At 39.1% G+C, this 22781-nt stretch carries 15 protein-coding genes; 14 read left to right on the forward strand and 1 reads right to left on the reverse strand.

The window, feature by feature from the left end:
* Nucleotides 1–31: 31 nt before the first annotated feature.
* On the reverse strand, nt 32–913 hold the full coding sequence (locus tag L2D08_RS13455; protein ID WP_242234365.1) for a LysR family transcriptional regulator: 882 nt from the start codon (nt 911–913) through the stop codon (nt 32–34).
* 564 nt (nt 914–1477) lie between these two features.
* Between L2D08_RS13455 and L2D08_RS13460 the strand changes: the two genes are divergently transcribed.
* The 14 genes from L2D08_RS13460 to dapA all read left to right on the forward strand — a co-directional run bounded on the left by L2D08_RS13460 (nt 1478) and on the right by dapA (nt 22776).
* A complete protein-coding gene (locus tag L2D08_RS13460) occupies nt 1478–3121 on the forward strand; it encodes a PucR family transcriptional regulator (protein WP_242234366.1) in 1644 nt (547 codons plus the stop codon).
* A 337-nt stretch (nt 3122–3458) separates the two neighbouring features.
* On the forward strand, nt 3459–4940 hold the full coding sequence (locus L2D08_RS13465; protein ID WP_242234367.1) for an alanine/glycine:cation symporter family protein: 1482 nt from the start codon (nt 3459–3461) through the stop codon (nt 4938–4940).
* 213 nt (nt 4941–5153) lie between these two features.
* The gene (locus L2D08_RS13470; protein ID WP_242234368.1) at nt 5154–6047 is read left to right on the forward strand and encodes a DMT family transporter; all 894 of its coding nucleotides are present in this window, start codon (nt 5154–5156) and stop codon (nt 6045–6047) included.
* Nucleotides 6048–6713: 666 nt separating this feature from the next.
* Complete coding sequence (locus L2D08_RS13475) at nt 6714–7418, forward strand: FadR/GntR family transcriptional regulator (RefSeq protein WP_242234369.1); 705 nt, start codon at nt 6714–6716, stop codon at nt 7416–7418.
* Nucleotides 7419–7564: 146 nt separating this feature from the next.
* Nucleotides 7565–8770 carry a CaiB/BaiF CoA transferase family protein gene (locus L2D08_RS13480; protein WP_242234370.1) on the forward strand — a complete coding sequence of 402 codons (1206 nt, stop codon included), beginning with the start codon at nt 7565–7567 and terminating at the stop codon, nt 8768–8770.
* 1 nt (nt 8771) lies between these two features.
* The gene (locus L2D08_RS13485; RefSeq protein ID WP_242234371.1) at nt 8772–9725 is read left to right on the forward strand and encodes a hydroxymethylglutaryl-CoA lyase; all 954 of its coding nucleotides are present in this window, start codon (nt 8772–8774) and stop codon (nt 9723–9725) included.
* A 68-nt stretch (nt 9726–9793) separates the two neighbouring features.
* On the forward strand, nt 9794–11095 hold the full coding sequence (locus L2D08_RS13490; protein WP_242234372.1) for a CitMHS family transporter: 1302 nt from the start codon (nt 9794–9796) through the stop codon (nt 11093–11095).
* Between the two features lie 695 nt (nt 11096–11790).
* Nucleotides 11791–13248: a CoA-acylating methylmalonate-semialdehyde dehydrogenase gene (locus tag L2D08_RS13495; protein ID WP_242234373.1), complete on the forward strand. Its 1458-nt coding sequence runs from the start codon at nt 11791–11793 to the stop codon at nt 13246–13248.
* Between the two features lie 44 nt (nt 13249–13292).
* Nucleotides 13293–14633, forward strand: coding sequence for an aspartate aminotransferase family protein (locus L2D08_RS13500; protein ID WP_242234374.1), 1341 nt, complete (start codon nt 13293–13295; stop codon nt 14631–14633).
* A gap of 549 nt (nt 14634–15182) precedes the next feature.
* Nucleotides 15183–16664 (forward strand): alanine/glycine:cation symporter family protein, encoded by a 1482-nt coding sequence (locus L2D08_RS13505; protein WP_242234375.1) that lies wholly within the window; start codon nt 15183–15185, stop codon nt 16662–16664.
* A gap of 456 nt (nt 16665–17120) precedes the next feature.
* Complete coding sequence (locus L2D08_RS13510) at nt 17121–18602, forward strand: alanine/glycine:cation symporter family protein (RefSeq protein WP_242234376.1); 1482 nt, start codon at nt 17121–17123, stop codon at nt 18600–18602.
* Between the two features lie 451 nt (nt 18603–19053).
* Nucleotides 19054–20574 carry an aldehyde dehydrogenase family protein gene (locus L2D08_RS13515; RefSeq protein WP_242234377.1) on the forward strand — a complete coding sequence of 507 codons (1521 nt, stop codon included), beginning with the start codon at nt 19054–19056 and terminating at the stop codon, nt 20572–20574.
* 41 nt (nt 20575–20615) lie between these two features.
* Complete coding sequence (locus L2D08_RS13520; protein ID WP_242234378.1) at nt 20616–21806, forward strand: NAD(P)/FAD-dependent oxidoreductase; 1191 nt, start codon at nt 20616–20618, stop codon at nt 21804–21806.
* Between the two features lie 49 nt (nt 21807–21855).
* Complete coding sequence (gene dapA, locus L2D08_RS13525; protein WP_242234379.1) at nt 21856–22776, forward strand: 4-hydroxy-tetrahydrodipicolinate synthase; 921 nt, start codon at nt 21856–21858, stop codon at nt 22774–22776.
* The last annotated feature ends 5 nt before the right edge of the window (nt 22777–22781 follow it).

Here is a 22781-nt window from a genome sequence, read left to right on the forward strand (position 1 = left end):
CAGCAAGGGTCTTTAAGACAACAAAGTAATGCTAAAAATCTAATAATTGATGTTCTTCTAACCAGGCATAAACACAATCAACAAACTTTTTAGTAGCAGGTGACATGCTTGGTTTTACAGCAAGGCCTATAAAGCGAAAAGATTCATTTTCTAAATTAAGAACACGAATATTGCCAGGGATTCCTGACAAAGTCATTTCAGGTCTAATACTGATACCTAAATTATTTTGTACCATTGCAATGATCGCCTGATCATCCGATACTTCAAACTTTACGTTAGGTTTTATATGATTCTTTCTAAAAATTTGCTCTATCTCATTGCCCCAATTTTTTTTGGGCATAATCAAAGGTTCAGCTTCTATTTGTTTAAAAGAGATTGTTTTTGATGTATGAAGAGGGTGCTGATCTGACAGGATACAAAGCATTTTATCCTTTTTTAAAGGGAGAAATTCCAACGATTTTGCGATAGGTGAGGTAAGAAACCCACAATCAATTCCTCCAGCTGCAACTTCGTGTTCTATGGCAAGGTAATCCCCTTCAAATAACTTTACTGCAATTCCCGGATGAGCATCTTGAAACTTTTTGATAATGAAAGGCAGCCATTGGGCAGCAACACTTGTAAATGTGCCTATTCTAATTACGCCTGTCTCTACACCATTTATTTCTGCAGCTTCCTGTTTCATTTTATCGTTTAAGATTAAAATATCACGAATATATCCAAGCATACGTTCTCCGTTGCTTGTTAAGGAAACACCTGTTTTTCCCCGTGTGAGTAATGAAAAACCTAATTCGTTCTCTAAACTAGTAATCGCATGGCTAATACTTGACTGCGTTAAATTTAAAAGTTTGGCGGCTCCTGTCAGACTTCCCGATTCCACAACAGCATTAAAGGCTTCAAACCGATTGAGTGTCATGTTATTCTCCCTTATCTATCGAATTGATTCATGTTCATTATTATAAATATTCAATTTACTAATGCAAAATGTTTTCTTATACTAAACGTAATATATTTCGCTTTAATAGAAACCTTGCCTTGTTAAAAAACACACGAAAATAACGAGCATACACTTGAACTCATTTTATGAGAAATGTTATTTTAAAATAATTGTAAGCGCTTTAAAATTATTAAGTATTTATTTTTGATTAGTCATTGAGATCGAAGTTTTTTTAAACAATACTCGCTTTTTTAATTTTATAAAAGTTGGTGTAATAATATTTTTGGAGCGTTGATATATTTAAATTGGATTTTTACAAAAGAATAGTGTTAGATAATGTAACAATAAAATTGATTAGAGTTAAAGTTTTTGAATATAATGTTTTTGGATTGAGAAATGATGAACAGCTTTCAGTCATTTCATGAATTTTTTCATCCTATACGCTTAAAGGGTGAAAAAATGTTTAAGAAACTCATTTAATCATTCTGGTAATAAGAAAAGAACAGTTATGGCTTGTTCATAACTAAAAAGGGGAAGCTGCCGATGAACTTTGAAGTTAAATTATCAGTGAATGAAATTTTACAAACGAAACATTTTGAAAGTGCTAAAGTTTTAGCGGGTAAAGCAGGGCTTGCACGGCTTGTCCGGTGGGTCCATGTTATGGAAGTGGATTCCATTGAAAACCTGTTAAATGGAAATGAATTGATCCTTTCTACAGGAATTGGCTGGAAAGAGAACAATGAAATTTTTTGTTCATTAATTCAACAATCTATTGATGCTAATGCAGCCGGGCTTTGTATTGAGCTGGGGACATACATCTCCGAGATACCAGAAGCAGCTATACAACTAGCCGATACACATGATTTTCCCCTTATTGTTTTTCGGAAAAAAGTTCGATTTATTGATATTACACAGGAAATACACAGTCTGCTGATTAAAAAGCATTATAAAATATTATCCGATTTGGAAGATTACTCCAATAAATTAAACCAGCTTCTTCTTTCCTCAAATCCACAGCAAAGAATTTTGCAGTTAATACATGAACATTTGAAACTAACAGTTTTATACATCACAAATCAAGGTAAGATCGAAATTATTTCCAAGATGAAAAAAGAAGAGCAAGAGAAAATCGTACAGCTCTTTAAACATAACGACATGCCAGAACATATGAACGTTGCACATCAATCTGTACAAGCTTTAAATCAAACTTTTGCTGACCTGTTTATTTTTTCGGAATCAGGTTCTATTACAGAATTTGAGTCGCTTATTCTAGACCGCAGTGCTACAGCTTTAGCACAAAGCCTTTTGCGCGAATTGTATATTGAGGAACAGAGAAAAACGAAAGAAGCGGAATGGGTACGGCGCTGGCTTAAAGGGGAAAGTAGTGTTGAACAAATTCAAAAATACCTTTCAGAGCTTGAGCCCAATCTTAAATCTAACGGCTATACGGTTTTACTTTGTAAAGCAGACAATATGGATAAAGCAAGTGCAGAATTTAACTATTTGAAAATCTATTGCCGCTCTATCTTTGAGAAACGGGGTATATTTTTATTAGCCGATATAGATAAAAATCAGATCGTTTTTATTCTTATAAACAAATGGAAACAAGACGACTTAAAGCACAGAATACAAGAAGCGGTAAAAAACATTAAACACTCTGATTTTATCCAAAAGCAGAAATTTGCTCAGCTTGAATTTAGCGTTGGCAAAGTTGTCACTGACTTGGGGCAAGTGGAAAATAGTTATCTCACCGCAAAAGAGACAATGAATATTCGAGAAAAAATACCTAATGAATTAAACAGTTATTTCTATGAGGATCTATATATTTTCCGAATGGTATTAGCTGCCCATGACCAGGGAATTCTTACCGAATTCATCGCGGATTACTTAGGTCCGGTCCTATCACAAGATCAGCAGAACAGCGGAGAATTGCTCAAAACACTAAAAATATATTTACAATGCAAGGGTGCAAAAAAAGAAACTGCAGAACAACTTCATATTGTTCGCCAAACCTTGTATCATCGTCTAGAGAAGCTATACGAATTAATTGGAAGAGATTTTATGGAGCCGTATAAACGACAAGCCATAGAAGTAGCAATTTCTGCGTATGAATATATCTCTGCTTCTAAATCTAAACCTGCATATGAAAGTACTTCTTTGCCGCGGATGGCCAATAGTCTCTATTAACATTAGAGTGTTTTATTTGAAAGCTGGCATTTATAAAACCATATCACTTTTACGTTTAACTCTTTGGGCATGATAGAAGAAGGCATCGCTTGTATCGTAAGATTAGCAACAGAAAGTTTCAACTTTAAGTAAACCGTTTTAAAACTGAAGTCTCTGTTGCCTAAAATGGCGGGATTTATCTCGTCATTTATATGTAAACTGCGAAAAACTAAGAAAAGATGTAAAGAAAGCCTGTCTAGATTTTGTACTTTTTTAGTTTAATAGAGAAAAAATATTTAAAACGTAAATAGACGTACAAATCTACAAGTTAAATGTTTAAGTAAAGAGGTGTTTGTTTTTGGGCGATCTAGTGAATTGGCTGAATGGATACGTATGGAGCCCGTTCCTTATATATGGTTTTTTGGCATTAGGGCTGCTTTATTCAATTTTAACCCGTTTTGTCCAAGTAAGGTTTATTAAAGATATGATAAAGCTGTCCTTTGAAGGTGGAGATTCAACAGATGGTGTTACTTCTTTTCAAGCTCTTGCTATGTCACTAGGCAGCAGAGTTGGTACCGGCACTGTAGCAGGTGTAGCTGCCGCTATTGCTTTAGGAGGACCAGGGGCTGTATTTTGGATGTGGGTGACAGCATTTTTGGGCAGTGCTACTTCGTTTATCGAAATCACTCTTACTCAGGTGTATAAAAGGAAGGTCGATGGACAGTACCGAGGCGGTACACCTTATTATATCGAAAAGGGATTGAGGTTAAAGAAGTTTGCTATTTTATCTGCAGCCCTGACATTAATGGTTATGAGCTGTTTATGGCCGGGTGTTCAAGCTAATACGGTCGCGTTAACGATGAACAGCGCTTTTGGAATATCTCCAATCGTCACTGGATTCGGCATCATCCTGCTATTAGGATTTATCATTTTTGGCGGTGTTAAGCGGATTGCCAAAACGTCAGAAATAATAGTACCCTTTATGGCCCTTGGTTATATCATCGTGTGTATGATCATTTTAATCTTAAATTTCTCTCAAATTCCGAGCGTGATTTCTCTTATTTTCACAAGTGCTTTTCATTTTAATTCAACTTTTGGTGGATTGATGGGTTCTGCGATTGCATGGGGAGTACAAAGAGGGGTTTATTCAAATGGAGCTGGTATAGGCAGTGAAACGTTTGAATCTGGGGCAGCAGAAGTGTCTCACCCAGCAAAACAAGGTTTAGTTCAAGCTTTCTCTGTTTATGTCGATACGCTCCTTCTTTGTTCCGCGACAGCATTTATCATCCTGATTACAGGGATGTACAATGTGGAACCAGAAGGAATGTCTCCTGTTGTTAATAATCTTGGAGACGTAGAACCCTCTGTTTATACACAGCTCGCTGTCGATTCTGTTTTCCCGCAATTTGGTGCAGGTTTCCTCGCCATTTCCTTATTCTTTTTCTGTTTTACAACGCTTCTATCTTATTATTACAAAGCAGAAACAACTCTTGCATTTTTAACACACAATCAAAAAATAAAATCTAGCTGGCCAAATTATGCCTTAAAAGTGATCTTGTTGATTACTTCATTTTATGGAAGCGTTAAAACGGCAGATGTGATTTGGGCAATGGGTGATTTAGGTATGGGCGCAATGGCCTGGGTAAACCTTATAGCTATTTTGTTTCTTACCAAACCAGCGTTACAAGTATTAAAAGATTACGAAATGCAAAAAAAAGCAGGGAAAGATCCTGTTTTTAACCCGGAAAAGCTCGGAATCAAAGGTGCTGAATTCTGGGAGGGAAAATATAAAGAAACTCAAAGAGAGGAGCTAGAAGAAAGAAAATACTTATCTGGCTAAACTATATCCATTATGAAGAAAAATAGAAAAAAGTTCTGAAATGCTTTACACGGTATATAGATTCTTAATGAAGCTTTGTTAGGTGTAAGTGTTGATTCTATATTGAATGTGGTTGTCTTCTCTGAAGTTGAATTATCAGAACAATAGATAAACGAAGGGTTAGTATTAATATGGAGAAAGAAGAGGGGGGATTTTGTTGAATCTTCATCTACTATGCCATACATAGCCTTGGCAGTAGGAGTAGCAGCTGTTTCGACTTCTGCCGTTTTAGTTGAATTAACGACAGCGCCTTCAGCTGTGGTTGCATTTTATCGATTATTTTTTTCTGCCCTGCTTATTTTACCGTACTTCTTACTTAGGAACTTACCTGAACTAAAGACATTCTCAAAGAAAGATTGGATTTTTTCGGGTGTTGCCGGCGTGTTTTTAGCAGTCCATTTTATATTATGGTTTGAATCCCTTAATTTTACCTCTGTTGCAAGTTCGGTTGTGCTTGTTACTTTGCAGCCTCTCTTTTCATTTGTCGGCACGTATTTTTTCTTTAAAGAAAAAATATCGTTTACTACTATTGTAAGTGCAATGGTTGCTATAATTGGCAGCGTTATTATTAGTTGGGGAGATTTTTATGTTAGTGGTATGGCTTTGTTTGGAGACTTTCTGGCATTAGCGGCTTGTGCGATGGTGACCGCTTACTTGCTGTTTGGCCAAGAGGTACGAAAAACACATTCTTTAATGGGTTATACATTTATCGTATACAGCTTTAGTGCGGTTACATTGTTTATTTACTGTATTGCTTTGCAGTATCCATTAATGAACTATCCTGCTCAAGATTGGGTATATTTTTTGCTATTGGCCATCGTCCCTACTTTATTAGGCCATTCGTTGTTTAATTGGTCACTAAAATGGATCAGCACCAATGTTATTTCAGTTTCAATATTGTTTGAACCTGTCGGAGCCATTATTTTAGCTTATATTTTACTCGGAGAAACTGTTATTATGTCTCAAGTAATCGGCGGCTTCATTATTGTTTGCGGAATCATTATATTTGCATTTGAAAAACAATTAAAAAGTATCGTAAAAACGAAAATGGCTAATATTTCATCATAAAGTGAAAGCATCCAAACATGCTTGAGACTGTCGATAAAGTCGCCAGTCTTTTTTTATGAGGATTTTTACCGCTTAAAATAGGCAGAAAACTTTTCGATTTCCCAGGGTACGTACCCCTACGCCTTTAAACGATCAAGATGGCCCCTTTACTTTACTGTAGAAGAAGACTTTAACTCAACCACGTCACCCATTTCACGAATAGACGCAGGACAATTTTTTACAATAACATAGTCATCTATAAACTGGATCGTTTTTCCTGGCGTACAGACAGTTGTTTAAGCATAAGCTTTTCTCCTTTGCAGTGCTTTTCCAGCTGTATTGAGATCCTTTCTTTCTCTATCTCTCGTACATCTAAGTACACTTTTACGCGAAACTCATTTTGAACGCTAAACACCTTACTGGAATGGAGCAGCCCAACCTAATGTAGCTGCTTCATTTTTTTGACCAATAGAATTTTTAAACAAGCACTGATTTAGCCCCAAATTGTCTTGAACCGATTTACAAAGAGTGTTTTTTGTCAAATCCATCTCCACACAGTAATGAAAATTGCAGAATCTGTACTTTCGGTGATTCAACATGTAAGCAATGACAATTCTTTCTCAAAAGTATGGTATATTGATTTTAAATATGAATTGATTGCTGCTGTGGAATGAAGGGTGGTGTACTGTGGAAAATAACTTATTTACTAATATTAAATATGCAAGAGTATATGAACAAATTGTGGAGCAAATTAGAGAACTGATTCAAGAAGGAAAGATACTTCCCGGTGAGAGGCTGCCCGGCGAGCGGGATCTTGCTGCTATGCTGGGATGCAGTAGAACTTCACTGAGAGAGGCTCTTCGGGTATTAGAAGCTGAAGGAGTTGTGATTGCAAAACCAGGCGGTGGGCGTTATGTACAAAATGTCGACCAGCGTCTTGTAATGGAATACAGCTTTGATCCTGTAGATCTCATGAAAACAACATCCATTATTTATTTTTTAGAAGTCCGTGAAATGATTGAGCCCAACATTGCCGCGCTGGCTTGTGAGCGGGCTACTGAAGAAGATATGTTAAAAATGGAAAAAGCCTTGTTGAAAGTAGAAGCAGAACGAAAAGATATTGATGAAAAGCTGGTGCGGGACAGTATGTTTCATTTGGCGCTGGCAGAAGCCACTCATAATTTCGTGCTTGTAACTACACTTGAGACAAATTTAAATATGCTTCAGCAGATACGGATGAAAACATTGTTATCACCTGAAAGGCTTGAACGTTCAACTGCAGAACACAGAGCTATTTTTGATGCAGTGAAAAGACGGAAACCAAAAGAAGCATCAGAAGCAATGTCTGCACATTTAAAACGGTTACGAGAGAGCATTTTAAATAACCAGTAACTTATTTCCTTGACCCTATCGTTAAAAGATAGGGTTTTAATTTTTAAAAAAATGTTGACGCTTTCAAAAAAATATTGCATAATTGCAATTAACCAAACCGGTCTGACCAGTAAACCATAGGACCAGTTAAGATGGAGGAAATAATTATGGCGCAAAAAAACTTTGGACCATTAACAGGGTTAAAAATTATTGACGTCTCGAGCGTCATTGCTGCACCTTTTGCAGCCTGCCTGCTTGGAGATTTGGGAGCTGAAGTGATAAAAGTTGAACTCCCTGGCAAAGGAGATGCTACAAGAGGGCTTGGGCCTTGGAAAGGTGAAGAATCGTTAAGATGGCCCGGCCTTTCAAGAAACAAACGTTCTTTAACCCTTGATATTCGTACAGAAGAAGGAAAAGAAATTTTTAAAGAACTAGCCAAAACAGCAGATGCTGTTATTGAAAACTTTCGTCCAGGTACATTGGAAAAATGGGGTCTCGGATATGAAGTCCTGAAAGAAGTAAACCCTAATATCGTTTTAACAAGACAATCCGGCTACGGCCAGACAGGTCCTTATGCAGGGAAAGCAGGTTTTGGAACTCCGTGCACTGCTTTTTCAGGCTACACGTACTTGCAGGGATTTTCAGACAGGCCTCCTGTAAGCCCCGCTTTTTCGTTGCTGGATTATGTTTCAGGCATTTTTGTAGCTTTTGGTACTGTAAGCGCTCTTTACCATAGGGATAAAAACAATGCAGAAGGGCAAGTCGTTGAATTAGGATTATACGAAGCGATGTTCCGAATGATGGAATTCCTCATTGCCGAACATGATCAATTGGGGAAAGTAAGAGAAAGAAGCCCAATGTTGGCAGGGCATTCGAGTCCGGCGGGTACGTATCAGACCAAAGATGGCAAATGGGTGGTTCTTGTCTGCAGTACAGAAAAAACATGGACTAGGCTGGCAGAATCAATGGGAAGAGCAGATTTAATTGATGATCCACGTTATAAAACAAATATGGAACGTATGCAAAATGATGAAGATTTGCAAAAGATTGTGAGAGAGTTTATCGGGAGTCTTAATAATGATGAGCTTCTTGAAAAAATGGATACTGACGGCGTGCCAGTTTCCCCAATTCTAAGTATTGAAGATATTTTCAATAACCCACAGTACAAAGCGCGGGAAAACATTTTAGAAGTGGAACATCCCCGTCTTGGATCTGTAAAAGTGCCTGGCATCGTGCCAAAGTTTTCTGCTACTCCGGGCAAAATTAGACACCGCGCGCCTGATCTTGGTGAACATAACGAAGAAATCCTTAGAAATGAAATTGGGTTAACGGAAGAACAAATTGAACAATTATATGAAAAAGGAGTCATTTGACATGATAGAAAATACGTTGATGCTTCCTAAAAAAGCGACAATTTGGGAAGTGTGCCCGCGAGATGGGTTTCAAATGGAACGTAAATGGATTCCAACGGAAGAAAAGATTCGACTTATTCATCGTTTTGCTGATACAGGGATTAAGCATATTGAAGTTACTTCGTTTGTTCATCCAAAAGCTATTCCACAGCTAAAAGATGCAGAAGAGGTTGTAAAAAGTGTTCAGGATTTAACAGATGTAAAATTTCGTGCCTTAATTCCGAATGTGAGGGGAGCAGAACGGGCCATCGGTGCGGGTGTGAAAAAACTGAAGCTGTTACTTTCTGCGACGGATTCTCACAGCTTGGCAAATTCTAATGCCACGGTAAAAGACGCGCAGGCAAAGCTTCTTCCAATTGTTGAGCTGGCTAATAAAAGCAATGTTGAAATCAGCGGATCAATCTCAGTTGCTTTCGGATGTCCTTTTGAAGGAAAAGTGCCTGTGGAAAGATTGCTTTCAATCCTTGAAGACTACCGCAAAATGGGGGTAACTGAGATTTCTTTAGCGGATACAAGCGGTACAGGTGATCCAAAACTGATTTACGATGTTTTAGGTGTAATGAAACATGAGTTTCCAGAATTCATATTTTCTATGCATCTTCATAATACAAGGGGGATGGCATTTGCCAATGCAGTAGCAGCACTCCAGCAAGGTGTTACCATTTTTGATAGTTCAGCAGCAGGTCTTGGCGGCTGTCCATACGCACCGAATGCAGCAGGTAATATTGCCTCCGAAGATCTCGTTCATGCCTTCCATGAAATGGATATCGAGACAGGAATTGATTTAGATAAATTGCTTGAGGCGGCAAAAGAGGTAAAGAAAACAATTGGACATGACGGAGGAAGCTTTCTGTTGAAAGCTGGCCCAAATTCACAGCTCCACTGTAAACCAGCAGGACAGGTAAAACTGGGATAAGAAAAGGTTTGGAGAACCTTTTCTTATCTCCTATATGAAAGCGTTATCTAAAAAGAGGGGTGAAGAATATGCTAACATTTTTAGGATTTTTAATGATCGTAGTTTTTATGTATTTAATTATGAGTAATAAAATGAACGCTCTGCATGCGCTTATATTAATTCCAGCCGTATTTGCTCTTTTTGCAGGTTTCACAGATGTGGGCGACATGATTATAGGTGGAGCTGAAACGGTAGCTTCAACCGCCATCATGGTAACTTTCGCTATATTATATTTTGGAACGTTGATTGATGCGGGAATGTTTGATCCATTAGTCAATAAAGTGGTTAAAATTTCAAAAGGTGACCCTCTAAAAATAACGGTTGGGACAGCCATTCTTTCTTTGCTGGTAGGTTTAGACGGCGATGGAACCATTACGTATCTAATTGTTGTCACAGCATTTTTACCCCTCTATGAACGTTTAGGCATGAACAAACTGATCCTTGCCTGTTTACCTGCAATGTCAATGGGGATTATGAATGTTCTTCCTTGGGGCGGGCCGACTGCACGTGTTATGTCTGTTTTTAATTATGAAGCAATGACAGTTCTTGCTCCGCTGATTCCTTCCATTATCGCAGCGGCTCTTTATGTAATAGGTCTGGGCGTTTTCTTTGGCTTGAAAGAAAGAAAAAGACTGGGCATTCAAAAGATTTCTGTCGATCATGAAGTGGAAGATGAAATGGCAGCAACTGTGACGGTGTCAGCTGAATCATTAAAAAGACCTAGGCTATTTTGGTTTAACTTGTTTACCACCATTTTATTGGTTGTAGGGTTATTAACAGCTATTCTTCCATTACCTGCTTTATTTATGCTTGGATACGTTATCGTGACCATTGTGAATTATCCAAATTTAAGCGATCAAAAAGCAAGAATAGAAGCCCACGCTGGGAATGTATTGACTGTTGTTTCACTTATATTCGCTGGAGGAGCATTCGCCGGTATATTAGAAGGTACTGGAATGGTAGATGCTATGGCAACCTCTATGGTCAAAGTGATTCCTGATTTCCTTGCTCCGCAGCTTCCATTAATTGTGGGTTTAACGAGCATGCCATTCACTTTCTTTATGGCAAATGACCCTTACTATTTTGGTATTGTTCCTATTCTGGCTGAAACTGCTTCACAAGTTGGAATCGATAAGCTGGAAATTGCACAGGCATCACTTCTTGGACAGCCTCTTCATTTGTTAAGTCCGCTTGTTGGATCTGTTTATGTATTAATCGGGCTTGTTGGCGTAAGTTTCCGTGATCATATTAAATTCTCTACTAAATATGCTACTGGCAGTGCTCTTGTCATGATAGTAGTTGGTATTATTACAGGTGCATTGTCCATTTAATTGAATACTGTTTTATAAAAATAACTGAGTAAACCCCCCTTGTATTTTTCAGAAAACATTAAAAAATTTTGACAGGAGGCAGCTTTCAAGAAATTTGAAAGCTGTTTTTTGTGTCCGACTTGTCTGCTCGTCTCAAAACATTGCTCAAAACCTATATCTCATTAATCACTCTATTATGTACAGAAACTCGTCCTTTTCTGAACACGGCCGTCCGGTTCTCAAAAGGGCGCTTTTTTTTTTGCTTTTTATGTAACAAAACCCTGTTCAATAATCTATGTTCAGTAACCTGCTCATTTTTTATGTTAAGGTACAATAAATTTAAAAGAAAAAGCTGCAAGAGGGCGAGTTGGTGTTAGAAATTAGAAATCCTTTGGCAATAAATTTTATTGGTCTACAAGCTAAAGCATCCAAACGAGGATGCTTTTTTTGTTCTAGCACATGCCTATCAAGCTAACCACGAGCACCGTAAAAAAAAGGCAGGCCAACTAAGCCCTAAACCAGTTAAATCCTTTAGAGGAGGTTCTGTCAAACTTACTTCATTATTGTGACAGCGTGTAAATGGTTTTATGTACGATCGCGCAAGATGCAGAAAAAGTTCGAGGAATATTTTACACACTGTCTAATGGTATGGGTTTATACGATCCATATAATGAATTCAAAGGATTGCTATACTTTCAAAAATAGGAGGCTTTGCAATGGAACTAACACAAACAGCTCAAATGATAAAAAACTATATTGGTGGAAAGTGGATTGAGTCAACAAGCAAGCAAATAGAAGAAGTGCCAAACCCGGCAACTGGAGAAATCATTGCTCGTGTGCCGATTTCTACTCGAGAAGAGCTAGATCACGCTGTTTCAGCTGCTAAAGAAGCCTTCAAGAAGTGGAGAAAAGTTGCAGTACCTCGCCGGGCACGCATTTTATTCCGCTATCAGCAGCTATTGATCGAGAATTGGGAAGAGCTGGCGAAGATCGTTACATTAGAAAACGGAAAAAGCTATAACGAAGCATACGGCGAAGTACAGCGAGGGATTGAATGTGTGGAATTTGCTGCTGGCGCACCAACATTAATGATGGGAGAACAGCTTCCTGATATTGCTACAGGCGTTGAGTCAGGCATGTATCGTTATCCCATTGGAGTCATTGGAGGCATCACACCTTTTAATTTCCCGATGATGGTTCCGTGCTGGATGTTCCCGCTGGCCATTGCATGTGGAAACACGTTTGTATTGAAGCCATCTGAAAGAACACCATTGCTGGCTAATCGTTTAGCGGAACTGTTTAAAGAAGCAGGGCTTCCAGATGGGGTACTGAACATTGTCCATGGGGCTCATGATGTCGTGAATGGCATTTTAGAAAATGAGGATATCAAAGCAGTATCTTTTGTAGGTTCTCAGCCTGTAGCTGAGTATGTTTATAAAACAGCAGCAGCGACTGGCAAGCGAGTGCAGGCTTTAGCAGGAGCAAAAAATCATTCCATCGTTATGCCTGATGCAGATTTAGATAATGCCGTAACCAATATCACAGGTGCAGCTTTTGGATCTGCAGGCGAACGCTGTATGGCGGCTGCAGTCGTCGTGGCAGTTGGAGACGTTGCGGACGAATTAATCGGCCGGCTTAAACAAGCAGCCGATGAAATTAAAATAGGAAACGGGATGGATGAAGGTGTATTCCTTGGACCTGTTATCCGTGCATCACATAAAGAACGTACCCTTGGTTACATCGAAAGCGGCCAGGCGGAAGGTGCTTCCCTCATTCGAGATGGAAGAAATGATGCAGGGAATGAGCAGGGCTACTTTATCGGACCAACGATCTTTGACAACGTGCAGCCTGGAATGAAAATCTGGCAGGATGAAATTTTTGCTCCGGTGCTGTCCATTGTCCGGGTGGAAAGCTTAGAGGAAGCGATTGAACTGACAAATAAGTCTGAGTTCGCAAACGGTGCATGTTTGTATACAGACAGTGCGAAAGCGATTCGTGAATTCCGTGAAGAAATAGATGCAGGCATGCTGGGTGTTAATCTTGGCGTTCCTGCTCCGATGGCGTTCTTCCCATTCTCAGGGTACAAGAAATCCTTTTACGGTGATCTTCATGCAAATGGAAAAGACGGAGTGGCGTTCTATACCCGCAAGAAAATGCTTACGGCCCGTTATTAAAATAGGATGAACAACAATAAAATAATAGAATGGAGCTGACGATCATGCAAGTGACAGAACAAACACAAAACTTACAAAAAACAGATGAAAAATATCTCTGGCATGCCATGCGGGGATCCGCTCCCAATCCGGCAAATATCATTGCCACCGGAGCAGAAGGAGCCTGGGTGACGGATATAGACGGGAACCGTTATTTAGACGGTATGTCCGGCCTGTGGTGTGTAAATGTCGGATATGGCCGGAAAGAACTTGCCGAAGCGGCTTTTAAACAGCTTCAGGAAATGCCGTATTTTCCTTTAACACAAAGTCATGTTCCGGCTATTAAGCTAGCAGAAAAATTGAATGAATGGCTTGGTGATGATTACGTTATTTTCTTTTCTAATAGTGGATCGGAAGCGAACGAAACAGCGTTTAAAATTGCCCGTCAATATCACCAGCAAAAAGGGGAGCATGGACGTTATAAGTTTATTTCACGCTACCGCGCTTATCATGGCAACTCGATGGGGGCTCTCGCAGCAACAGGACAGGCACAGCGAAAATACAAATATGAGCCGCTGGGCCAAGGGTTCCTGCATGTAGCGCCGCCTGATACGTACCGCAATCCAGAGGATGTCCAGACACTGGCTAGCGCTGATGACATCGATCGTGTTATGACATGGGAGCTAAGCGACACCATTGCGGGTGTGATTATGGAACCGATTATCACGGGCGGCGGGATTTTAATGCCTCCTGATGGATACATGAAAAAAGTAAAAGAAATTTGTGAGAATCACGGTGCGCTGCTTATTTGTGATGAAGTGATATGTGGATTTGGCCGCACAGGGAAACCGTTCGGATTTATGAACTATGACGTGAAGCCGGATATTATTACAATGGCAAAAGGTATTACCAGTGCTTATCTTCCTTTGTCAGCAACTGCTGTCAAAAGAGAGATTTATGAGGCTTATACAGGCACGGATGATTATGACCGATTCCGCCATGTGAACACATTTGGGGGAAATCCAGCTGCCTGCGCCCTGGCTTTAAAGAATTTAGAAATTATGGAGAATGAGAAACTCATTGAACGTTCTAGAGAGTTAGGGGAACGGCTGCTACAGGAACTAGAAGTACTCAAGGAGCATCCAAACGTAGGAGATGTTCGCGGGAAGGGTCTTCTGTTAGGTATTGAACTAGTAGAAGATAAGGAGACAAAAGAGCCGGCTGCTATTGAAAAAATGAACAAAGTTATCGGTTTGTGTAAAGAAAAAGGATTGCTCATCGGGAAGAATGGAGACACTGTCGCAGGGTATAATAATGTTTTGCAGCTTTCTCCTCCATTAAGTATTACTGAAGATGACTTTGCTTTTATTCTAAAAACGTTAAAAGAAAGCATACTTCAATTGTAATGAATGAGCTTTGATCATAATTAGACAAAACGATGGGCCTGCCCGTCGTTTTGTCGTTTTTAGGAACGCATTAATGTAAAAATAATAAATATGAATGTTTAACAGTGTGTCTAGTGGCTATTTTTTGCATGTACATTATATTTAGATAAATAAAGTAACTACTCATCTATTGCATGTGGATACTCAAGAGAAAACAACGATACTTTGGCCGGATAGAATTTACCGAGAGCCAGTATTTTTGTACAAAATGAGTAGTTACAAGATCAGCTTAGGTGTCGTTTACAACACAGACGAGATTTAAATTTCATAATAGGATTGGAGGGGAATTTTTAATTTTGAGGCAGACTACTTGCAAAAGATAAATTGAAACTAAAATGCCTGTCCGTTACTTTTTAAACAGTGTGAGCCGGTAAATGTTAAATCAAACGTCTCTATGAAACCGGAAATTCTAGATATATTTTTCTGAATATTCAATCTATTAGGGTGTGCGACCCATGATTTTGAATGTGAATACGTATCAAAAATTTATCCTTGAATAGGGGGATTTCGATGAGTGACATTGTTAATTGGTTAAATGGTTATGTCTGGAGTCCAGTATTAGTTTATTTCCTTCTAGGAATAGGTTTGATGTATTCAATTCTTACACGCTTTTTACAAGTCAGATTATTTAAAGAGATGATAAAGCTGGCTTTTGAAGGCGGAGATTCCAATGCTGGAGTAAAATCTTTTCAAGCGTTGATGATGTCACTGGGAAGCAGGATTGGTGTCGGTAATGTAGCAGGTGTAGCTACTGCGATTTCATTAGGGGGACCAGGTGCTGTTTTTTGGATGTGGCTCGCAGCATTTTTTGGAAGCGCACTTTCATTCATCGAAATCACGCTTACTCAAGTTTATAAAAGAAAAATCGATGGTGAATACAGAGGAGGTACTCCTTTTTATATTGAAAAAGGCGTAAAACTAAGGTGGTTTGCTATTTTATCTTCAATCATAACTTTGGTTGTCATGGGTATTTTATGGCCGGGAGTACAAGCTAATACAGTGGCACTAATGATGGATAGTGCGTTTGGAATATCGCCAACTACAACCGGAGTCTTCATGGTTGTTCTACTGGGAGTGATTATTTTTGGCGGTGTTAAGAGAATAGCAAAAGCTGCTGAAATCATGGTTCCATTTATGGCTCTTAGTTATATCGTTGTTTGCTTGATTATACTTGTCATGAATTATTCTAGTATACCAAGTGTGATGTCCTTGATTTTTACTAGTGCTTTCAATTTAAACGCGACTTTTGGCGGTTTAATCGGTTCAGCGCTTGCCTGGGGAGTTCAAAGAGGAATTTATGCAACGGGAGCCGGTTTAGGTAGTGAAACGTTTGAATCCGGTGCTGCAGAGGTATCTCATCCAGCTAAACAAGGTTTAGTTCAAGCACTGTCTGTTTACATTGATGCCTTTTTGATCTGTACTTCAACGGCATTTATGATTCTTATGACAGGAATGTATGATGTGAAACCGGAAGGGATGGAGCCTATTACGAATAAGCTTGGAGACGTAGCACCATCTCTTTATACACAGCTCGCTATTGAATCTGTTTTCCCTGGATTTGGTGCCGCTTTTCTTGCTATTGCCCTGTTCTTCTTTTGCTTTACAACACTTATGTCTTATTATTATAAAGCAGAAACAAACTTTGCATTTCTTAGAGATACTCTAAGAATAAAATCAATGTGGCCAAATCATGTACTGAAAGTGGTCTTACTGGCCACTGTCATGTACGGCTGTGTGAAAACAGCAGCTGTTGTTTGGGCAATGGGAGATTTAGGTGCGGGGCTCATGGCATGGGTAAATCTTGTTGTGGTTGCTCTCCTTACAAGAACAGCATTAAAAGTACTAAAAGACTATGAAGTGCAGAAAAAGGCGGGAAAAAATCCTGTATTCGATCCTGTAAAATTAGGAATTAAAGAAGCAGACTTTTGGGAAAAAGAATATGGGAAAGTCGAGCAGGATATACCAGCAGAACAAGACAAATTACCAGTGTAGAAATCGTACAATCATTTGTAGATCACTTTGAACAGACGTTTCTTTGAAGCGGGCCTGTTCTTTTTTTTGCTTTAATGGCGAATGTATTTTCCTGGTCCAGTGCCCTTTTACTGAACATTGGTGTATCTTTTATATAAAAATTCAACCTTGTGAATTGAATTATCGTCGGAGATATTTTGGAGAGAAATGGTTGAAGTTCATAATATAAAATTTATCAATATGCTTGTAAAGCAGCCGATATGAATATATCGATATTTTTTGTCGTATTATAAAAAAATGAATATTTTGTAAAAAAATATAAAGATATAAAATACTACCGTCAAATTAACGGGAGGGAATACTTAACACATTGTCTAATGTTAATCGTTTTTGCTTGAATTATTCTTTTACTAACAATATTTTGTCGATTTGAAGCAGGCTGGGCGACAAAAATTCTAGTAAGAGGGGAGATCTTTTATGGAAGAGTTAGTAAGCTGGTTAAATGGGTATGTTTGGAGTCCCATATTAGTTTATGCTTTTTTAGGATTAGGGCTGCTTTACACCATTCTCACCCGTTTTGTCCAGGTAAGATATCTTAAAGACATGATAAAGCTGTCATTTGATGGAGGAGATTCTAAAGCTGGCGTAAATTCTTTTCAGGCGTTGATGATGTCATTAGGGAGCAGGATCGGTACAGGTAATGTGGCAGGTGTGGCTACTGCCATTGCGCTTGGAGGACCAGGTGCTGTTTTCTGGATGTGGCTTACGGCATTTCTTGGAAGTGCTACTTCGTTCATCGAAATCACGCTTACTCAAGTTTATAAAAGAAAGATAGATGGTGAATACCGCGGAGGGACGCCATTTTATATTGAAAAAGGATTAAAGCTAAAGCGGTTTGCTGTAGTATCAGCAATCTTACTTTTAATTGTAATGGGGGTTTTATGGCCTGGGGTACAGACCAATACCATTGCATTAACGATGAACGATGCTTTTGGAATATCGCCTGCCATTACAGGAATACTCATCGTTACGCTGCTAGGAGCCATTATTTTTGGCGGTGTTAAGAGGATAGCTAAATCTGCTGAGATCATCGTTCCATTTATGGCTCTTGGCTACATCATCGTCTGTTTAATCACTCTTTCTTTTAATTTTTCTCAGATACCAGGCGCTATTTCCTTGATTTTTACTAGTGCCTTTGATTTAAATGCAACATTTGGAGGGTTAATGGGTTCAGCCATTGCCTGGGGAGTTCAAAGAGGGGTTTATGCAAATGGAGCTGGTATCGGAAGTGAAACGTTTGAATCTGGCGCTGCAGAGGTATCTCATCCTGCGAAACAAGGTTTAGTTCAAGCGTTTTCTGTTTACATTGATACCTATTTAATCTGTACGGCAACAGCGTGTATGATCCTTATTACAGGAATGTATGATGTGAAGCCAGAAGGGATGGAGCCTGTAACCAATAATCTTGGAAACGTAGAACCTTCTCTTTATACACAACTCGCTGTTGATTCTGTTCTTCCTGGATTTGGCGCCGCTTTTCTTGCTATTGCTCTGTTTTTCTTCTGTTTCACAACGCTTTTATCTTATTATTACAAAGCAGAAACAAATCTTGCCTTTCTTCGACAAAAGCTGGGGATAAAATCAATGTGGCCAAACCATATATTGAAGATAATCCTAATGTCCGCTGCATTTTACGGAAGTATTAAAACAGCAGCTGTTGTTTGGGCAATGGGCGATTTAGGCTTGGGAGCCCTTGCGTGGGTAAACCTCACTGTCATTCTTTTCCTTACAAAACCAGCACTAAAAGTATTAAAAGATTATGAAAGACAGAAGAAAGAAGGAAAAGATCCTGTATTTGATCCCGCAAAGGTGGGTATCTCAGATGCTGAATTTTGGGAGAAAGAATACCGGCAAACAGAATACCTTGAGCAGGAAGAACGAAGAACGATTTCTTCATAAGAATATACGTAAATTAATAATTGTTCAGTACGCAGATAAAATGCTTTAGCTAGTAACGAAAACGTACATGATTAAATGACCATGTTTTATCGTATAAATATTAAGTTTGTAAGCGTTTACCTTAAGTTCTTAACAGGTTGTTCTTGCTTATGTTTTCTATCCTCAATTTAAATGCCGGAAAATAGGCAGAGTTAGACAAGTAGTTAAATGATGCCATAAAGATAAAATGACTGGTGAACATGCAAAGATCCGGTTATACCAGTGAGTGATGCAAAATTTTCAAAGTGAGTTTCGACAAGTGTCCAATGAATAAGCGGCTAATTTATACACAGTGTCCAATGAAAACTTGTGCCGCATATTTTATCTTTATATTAATCCAATATTAAAAGCTCAATGAACTTCAATTGAATCAATGAGTTTTTTCCAACTAGTCGATGAAGAGGTGAATGGGATGAATTTAGTATTAAATGATATTCAATCAGCTTTGGTCAGCAAGGATATCACCCAAAAAATGTATATTAACGGTGAGTGGGTGTTAAGTGAAACGAATCAAACAAGTAAAATTATTAATCCCGCAAACGGGGAAGTAATCGGAACAGTGACGGAAGGCTCAGCAGAAGATGCTAAAAAAGCAATTGAAGCTGCACGAAAGGCGTTTTATAACAATGGCTGGATGAATAGCAGGGCTAGAGATCGTGCAGAGCTTCTTCTCAAAATGTCAAATAAACTGGAAGAAAGAAAAGAAGAGTTTGCCTACCTGGATACATTAAATAACGGAAAAACCTTGAGAGAGTCATTGGCCGATGTTGAAGATGCCGTAAACCAATTACGTTATTATGCAGGATTAGCCACAAAACCGCATGGCCAGACTTATGATGTACCGGATGACATTCAAGCAATGGTTGTCCGTGAACCAATTGGGGTCGTCGGGATCATTGTTCCATGGAATTATCCGTTGGTCATGGCAAACCAAAAAATTGCTGCTGCACTCGCTGCAGGCTGCACAATAGTAGTAAAACCAGCAGAAATAACACCACTTTCTGTTATCCGCTTGTTTGAGATTATCAATGAAGTAGGATTTCCTCCTGGTGTTGTGAATTTAGTGTTAGGTTCTGGAAGAAAAGTTGGAGCAGAATTAGTTTCCAACCCAGATGTAGATAAAATCTCTTTTACAGGCGGTACTGACACAGGGATTAAGTTAATGAAATCTGCAGCAGATACAGTGAAAAAGATTAGTTTGGAACTCGGAGGAAAATCTCCTAATATTGTTTTTGCTGATGCAGACTTTGACACTGCTGTTAGTTATGCGCTAGATGCTATTTTTGCCAATCAAGGCCAGGTATGTTCAGCAGGCTCACGGTTGGTATTAGAAGAAAGTTTATATGAAAAATTTGTTCCTGAACTAGTCAGACGTGCCGGAATGATTAAAATAGGTCCAGGCTGGAATGAAGGTGTTGAAATGGGACCTTTAGTATCAGAAGCTCATATGAATACCGTGCTTGATTACATTGAAATTGGCAAAAACGAAGGAGCTACTCTTTTATGCGGAGGCAATCGAATGCTCGAAGGTGATTTCGGAAAAGGATACTTTGTTGAACCAACTATTTTTGGTGATACAACTCCGGATATGCGAATTGTACAGGAAGAGATCTTTGGCCCTGTGTTAGTCATTCAGACGTTTAAAACAGAAGAAGAAGCGATTGAACTGGCAAATGGTACAGCTTTCGGCCTGGCTGCTGCTGTATTTACCCAGGATGGCGCCAAAGCGCAGCGTGTGATTCGACAACTACGTGCAGGTATTACATGGATCAATACGTATCATCCAACGTTTAACGAAGCACCTTGGGGCGGCTATAAACAGAGCGGAATCGGAAGAGACCTAGGTACGTATGGTTTTGAAGAATATCTGGAAACAAAACAAATTAATATCAACCTTAAAGTAGAACCATCCGGCTTTTTCGAAGGGAAATAATAGGAAGAAAAGGTAATTCTACTTGGAAAGGAGGCACATACATGAAAAGTTATGACGTTATTGTCATTGGAGCTGGTGTTATTGGTTCCAGCGTAGCCTATCATCTGGCGAAAAAAGGTCTTGAAGTAGCATTGATTGAAAAAGGTGGTATTGCATCCGGTACTTCCAGCCGATGTGACGCAGTAGCGCTGATCTGTGACAAAAAACCAGGTATAGATACTGAGATAGGCTTTGCAAGTATTCAGCTTTTCAAACAATTAGCAAAAGAGTTTTCAGTAGATTTTGAATTTGCTTCACGAGGAAGTCTGTATGTTTGTGAAACAGAGCAAGAGCTCGACATTGCGAAAGGATATGTTTCCGAGCAAGCAAAAGATGGTTATGACATGCGCATGGTGGACAGGCATGAGCTGCAGCAAATTGAGCCTTATTTAGCTGATGATTTAGCAGGAGGAATCTGGACGGAAGTTGACTCTTCCATGAATCCCTATAAACTATGCTATGCGTTTGTTGAAGAAGGAAGAAAGCTGGGCCTGGACGTGTATGACTATCATTCTGTGCAGAATATTACTTTAGATGTACAAGGAAAAGTCGAAAGCGTCGTAACAGACCGGGGCACGTTCAAAACCAAAAGAATTGTAAACTGCGCCGGTGTATGGTCACCTAAGATCGCAGAAATGGTAGGAGTTCACATACCGATCAAGCCAAGAAAAGGAATGGTATTAATCTCCGAAAAAACACCATTCAAAGTAGCCAGCCAAAAAGTGCATGAATTCGGATATATGTTATCCAAATTCGAAGATATCCAGTATAAAAGAAACGTAAGTGAATTAGTTGAAAAACACAATGTGGCTTTTACTATTGAACCGACTGACGCCAATAACTTTTTGGTAGGAGGCCACAGGGCTTTTAAAGGGTATAACATCAGCTCTGAAATCGAGGTAATGCACGCAATAGCGGAGAGAGCGATCCGGTTCCTGCCAAAATTAAAGGATATTAACTGTATAAGAGCTTATGCAGGAGTCAGACCTTGGGTTGAAGATCACCTTCCTATTGTGTCAGAAGTAGAAGAAGTACCAGGGTTCTTTATTGCCAGCGGGCATGAAGGAGACGGTATCAGCATGGCTCCTATTACAGGACGAATGGTCACGCAGCTGATCGCAGGTGAACCAACAGACTTTAATATTGATAAACTGAATTTTTCTAGATATAAAAAAGCCGATGCAGTTTCATAACAAAAATTAAATAAAAAACCTAAATATTTAAAAAATGGAGGAATAAATAATGAAGAATAGTGCCCCAAAAGGAATTTTTGTACCATTAATTACCCCATTCCACGATGATGAAAGCATTGATTTTGAGTCTTATAAGAAAGTAATCGACTTTCAAGTTGAAAATGGAGTTCACGGTCTTCTCGTTGGAGGCACAACAGGAGAATACCATGTTATGTCACTCGAAGAACGTAAAAGTTTAATCAAAGCGGGCTGTGAATATGCCGCTGGAAGAGTACCGGTTATGGCAGGTGTTGGATGCTCAACTGCACAGGAAACAATTGAACTGGCTAATTATGCTGCAGAATGTGGCGCTAAATGGGGGCTGGCTCTGCCTCCTTATTATCATAAGACAAGTGAAGAAGGCATTCTTGAATTTTTCAAAGAAATAGCGGCAAAATCAAATGTTGGAATCGTCATTTACAATTATCCAGGCGCAACCGGTGTTACCATTTCGCCTGAAATGATTTACGAATTAAGCCAGGAAGAAAACATTGTAAGTGTTAAAGAGTCTGCAGATTTTGGTCACTTATGTGAAGTGGTGGCTTTGACGAAGGATGTTGAAAACTTTACCGTATTTACCGGTGAAGAACACTTTATTCTTCCTACTTTCTCTATTGGAGGACAGGGTGCTTTTGGAATCCTTGTCAACTTGCTTCCTAAGGAACTTGTAGAGCTATACGAACTGGTCGTTGAGAAAAGCGATATAAATGCTGCACGTGACTTGAATCGCAAATTATCAAGTATTTACGGCTTAATGGAAGCGGAAGGCAATCCATATCCTGGTCCGGTAAAAGCAGGTATGGACTTGATTGGAATCAAAGGCGGAAAAGTGAGAAAGCCTTTAACACAGCCTACTGAAGAGATGAAAATGCAACTTAAAGAGGAACTAACCAAATTAGGATATGAAGTGAAGTTACTGACAGAAGCGTAATGTGA

Origin of the sequence: Domibacillus sp. PGB-M46 (assembly GCF_022668875.1) — a bacterium.
Taxonomy (GTDB): Bacteria; Bacillota; Bacilli; order Bacillales; family Domibacillaceae; genus Domibacillus.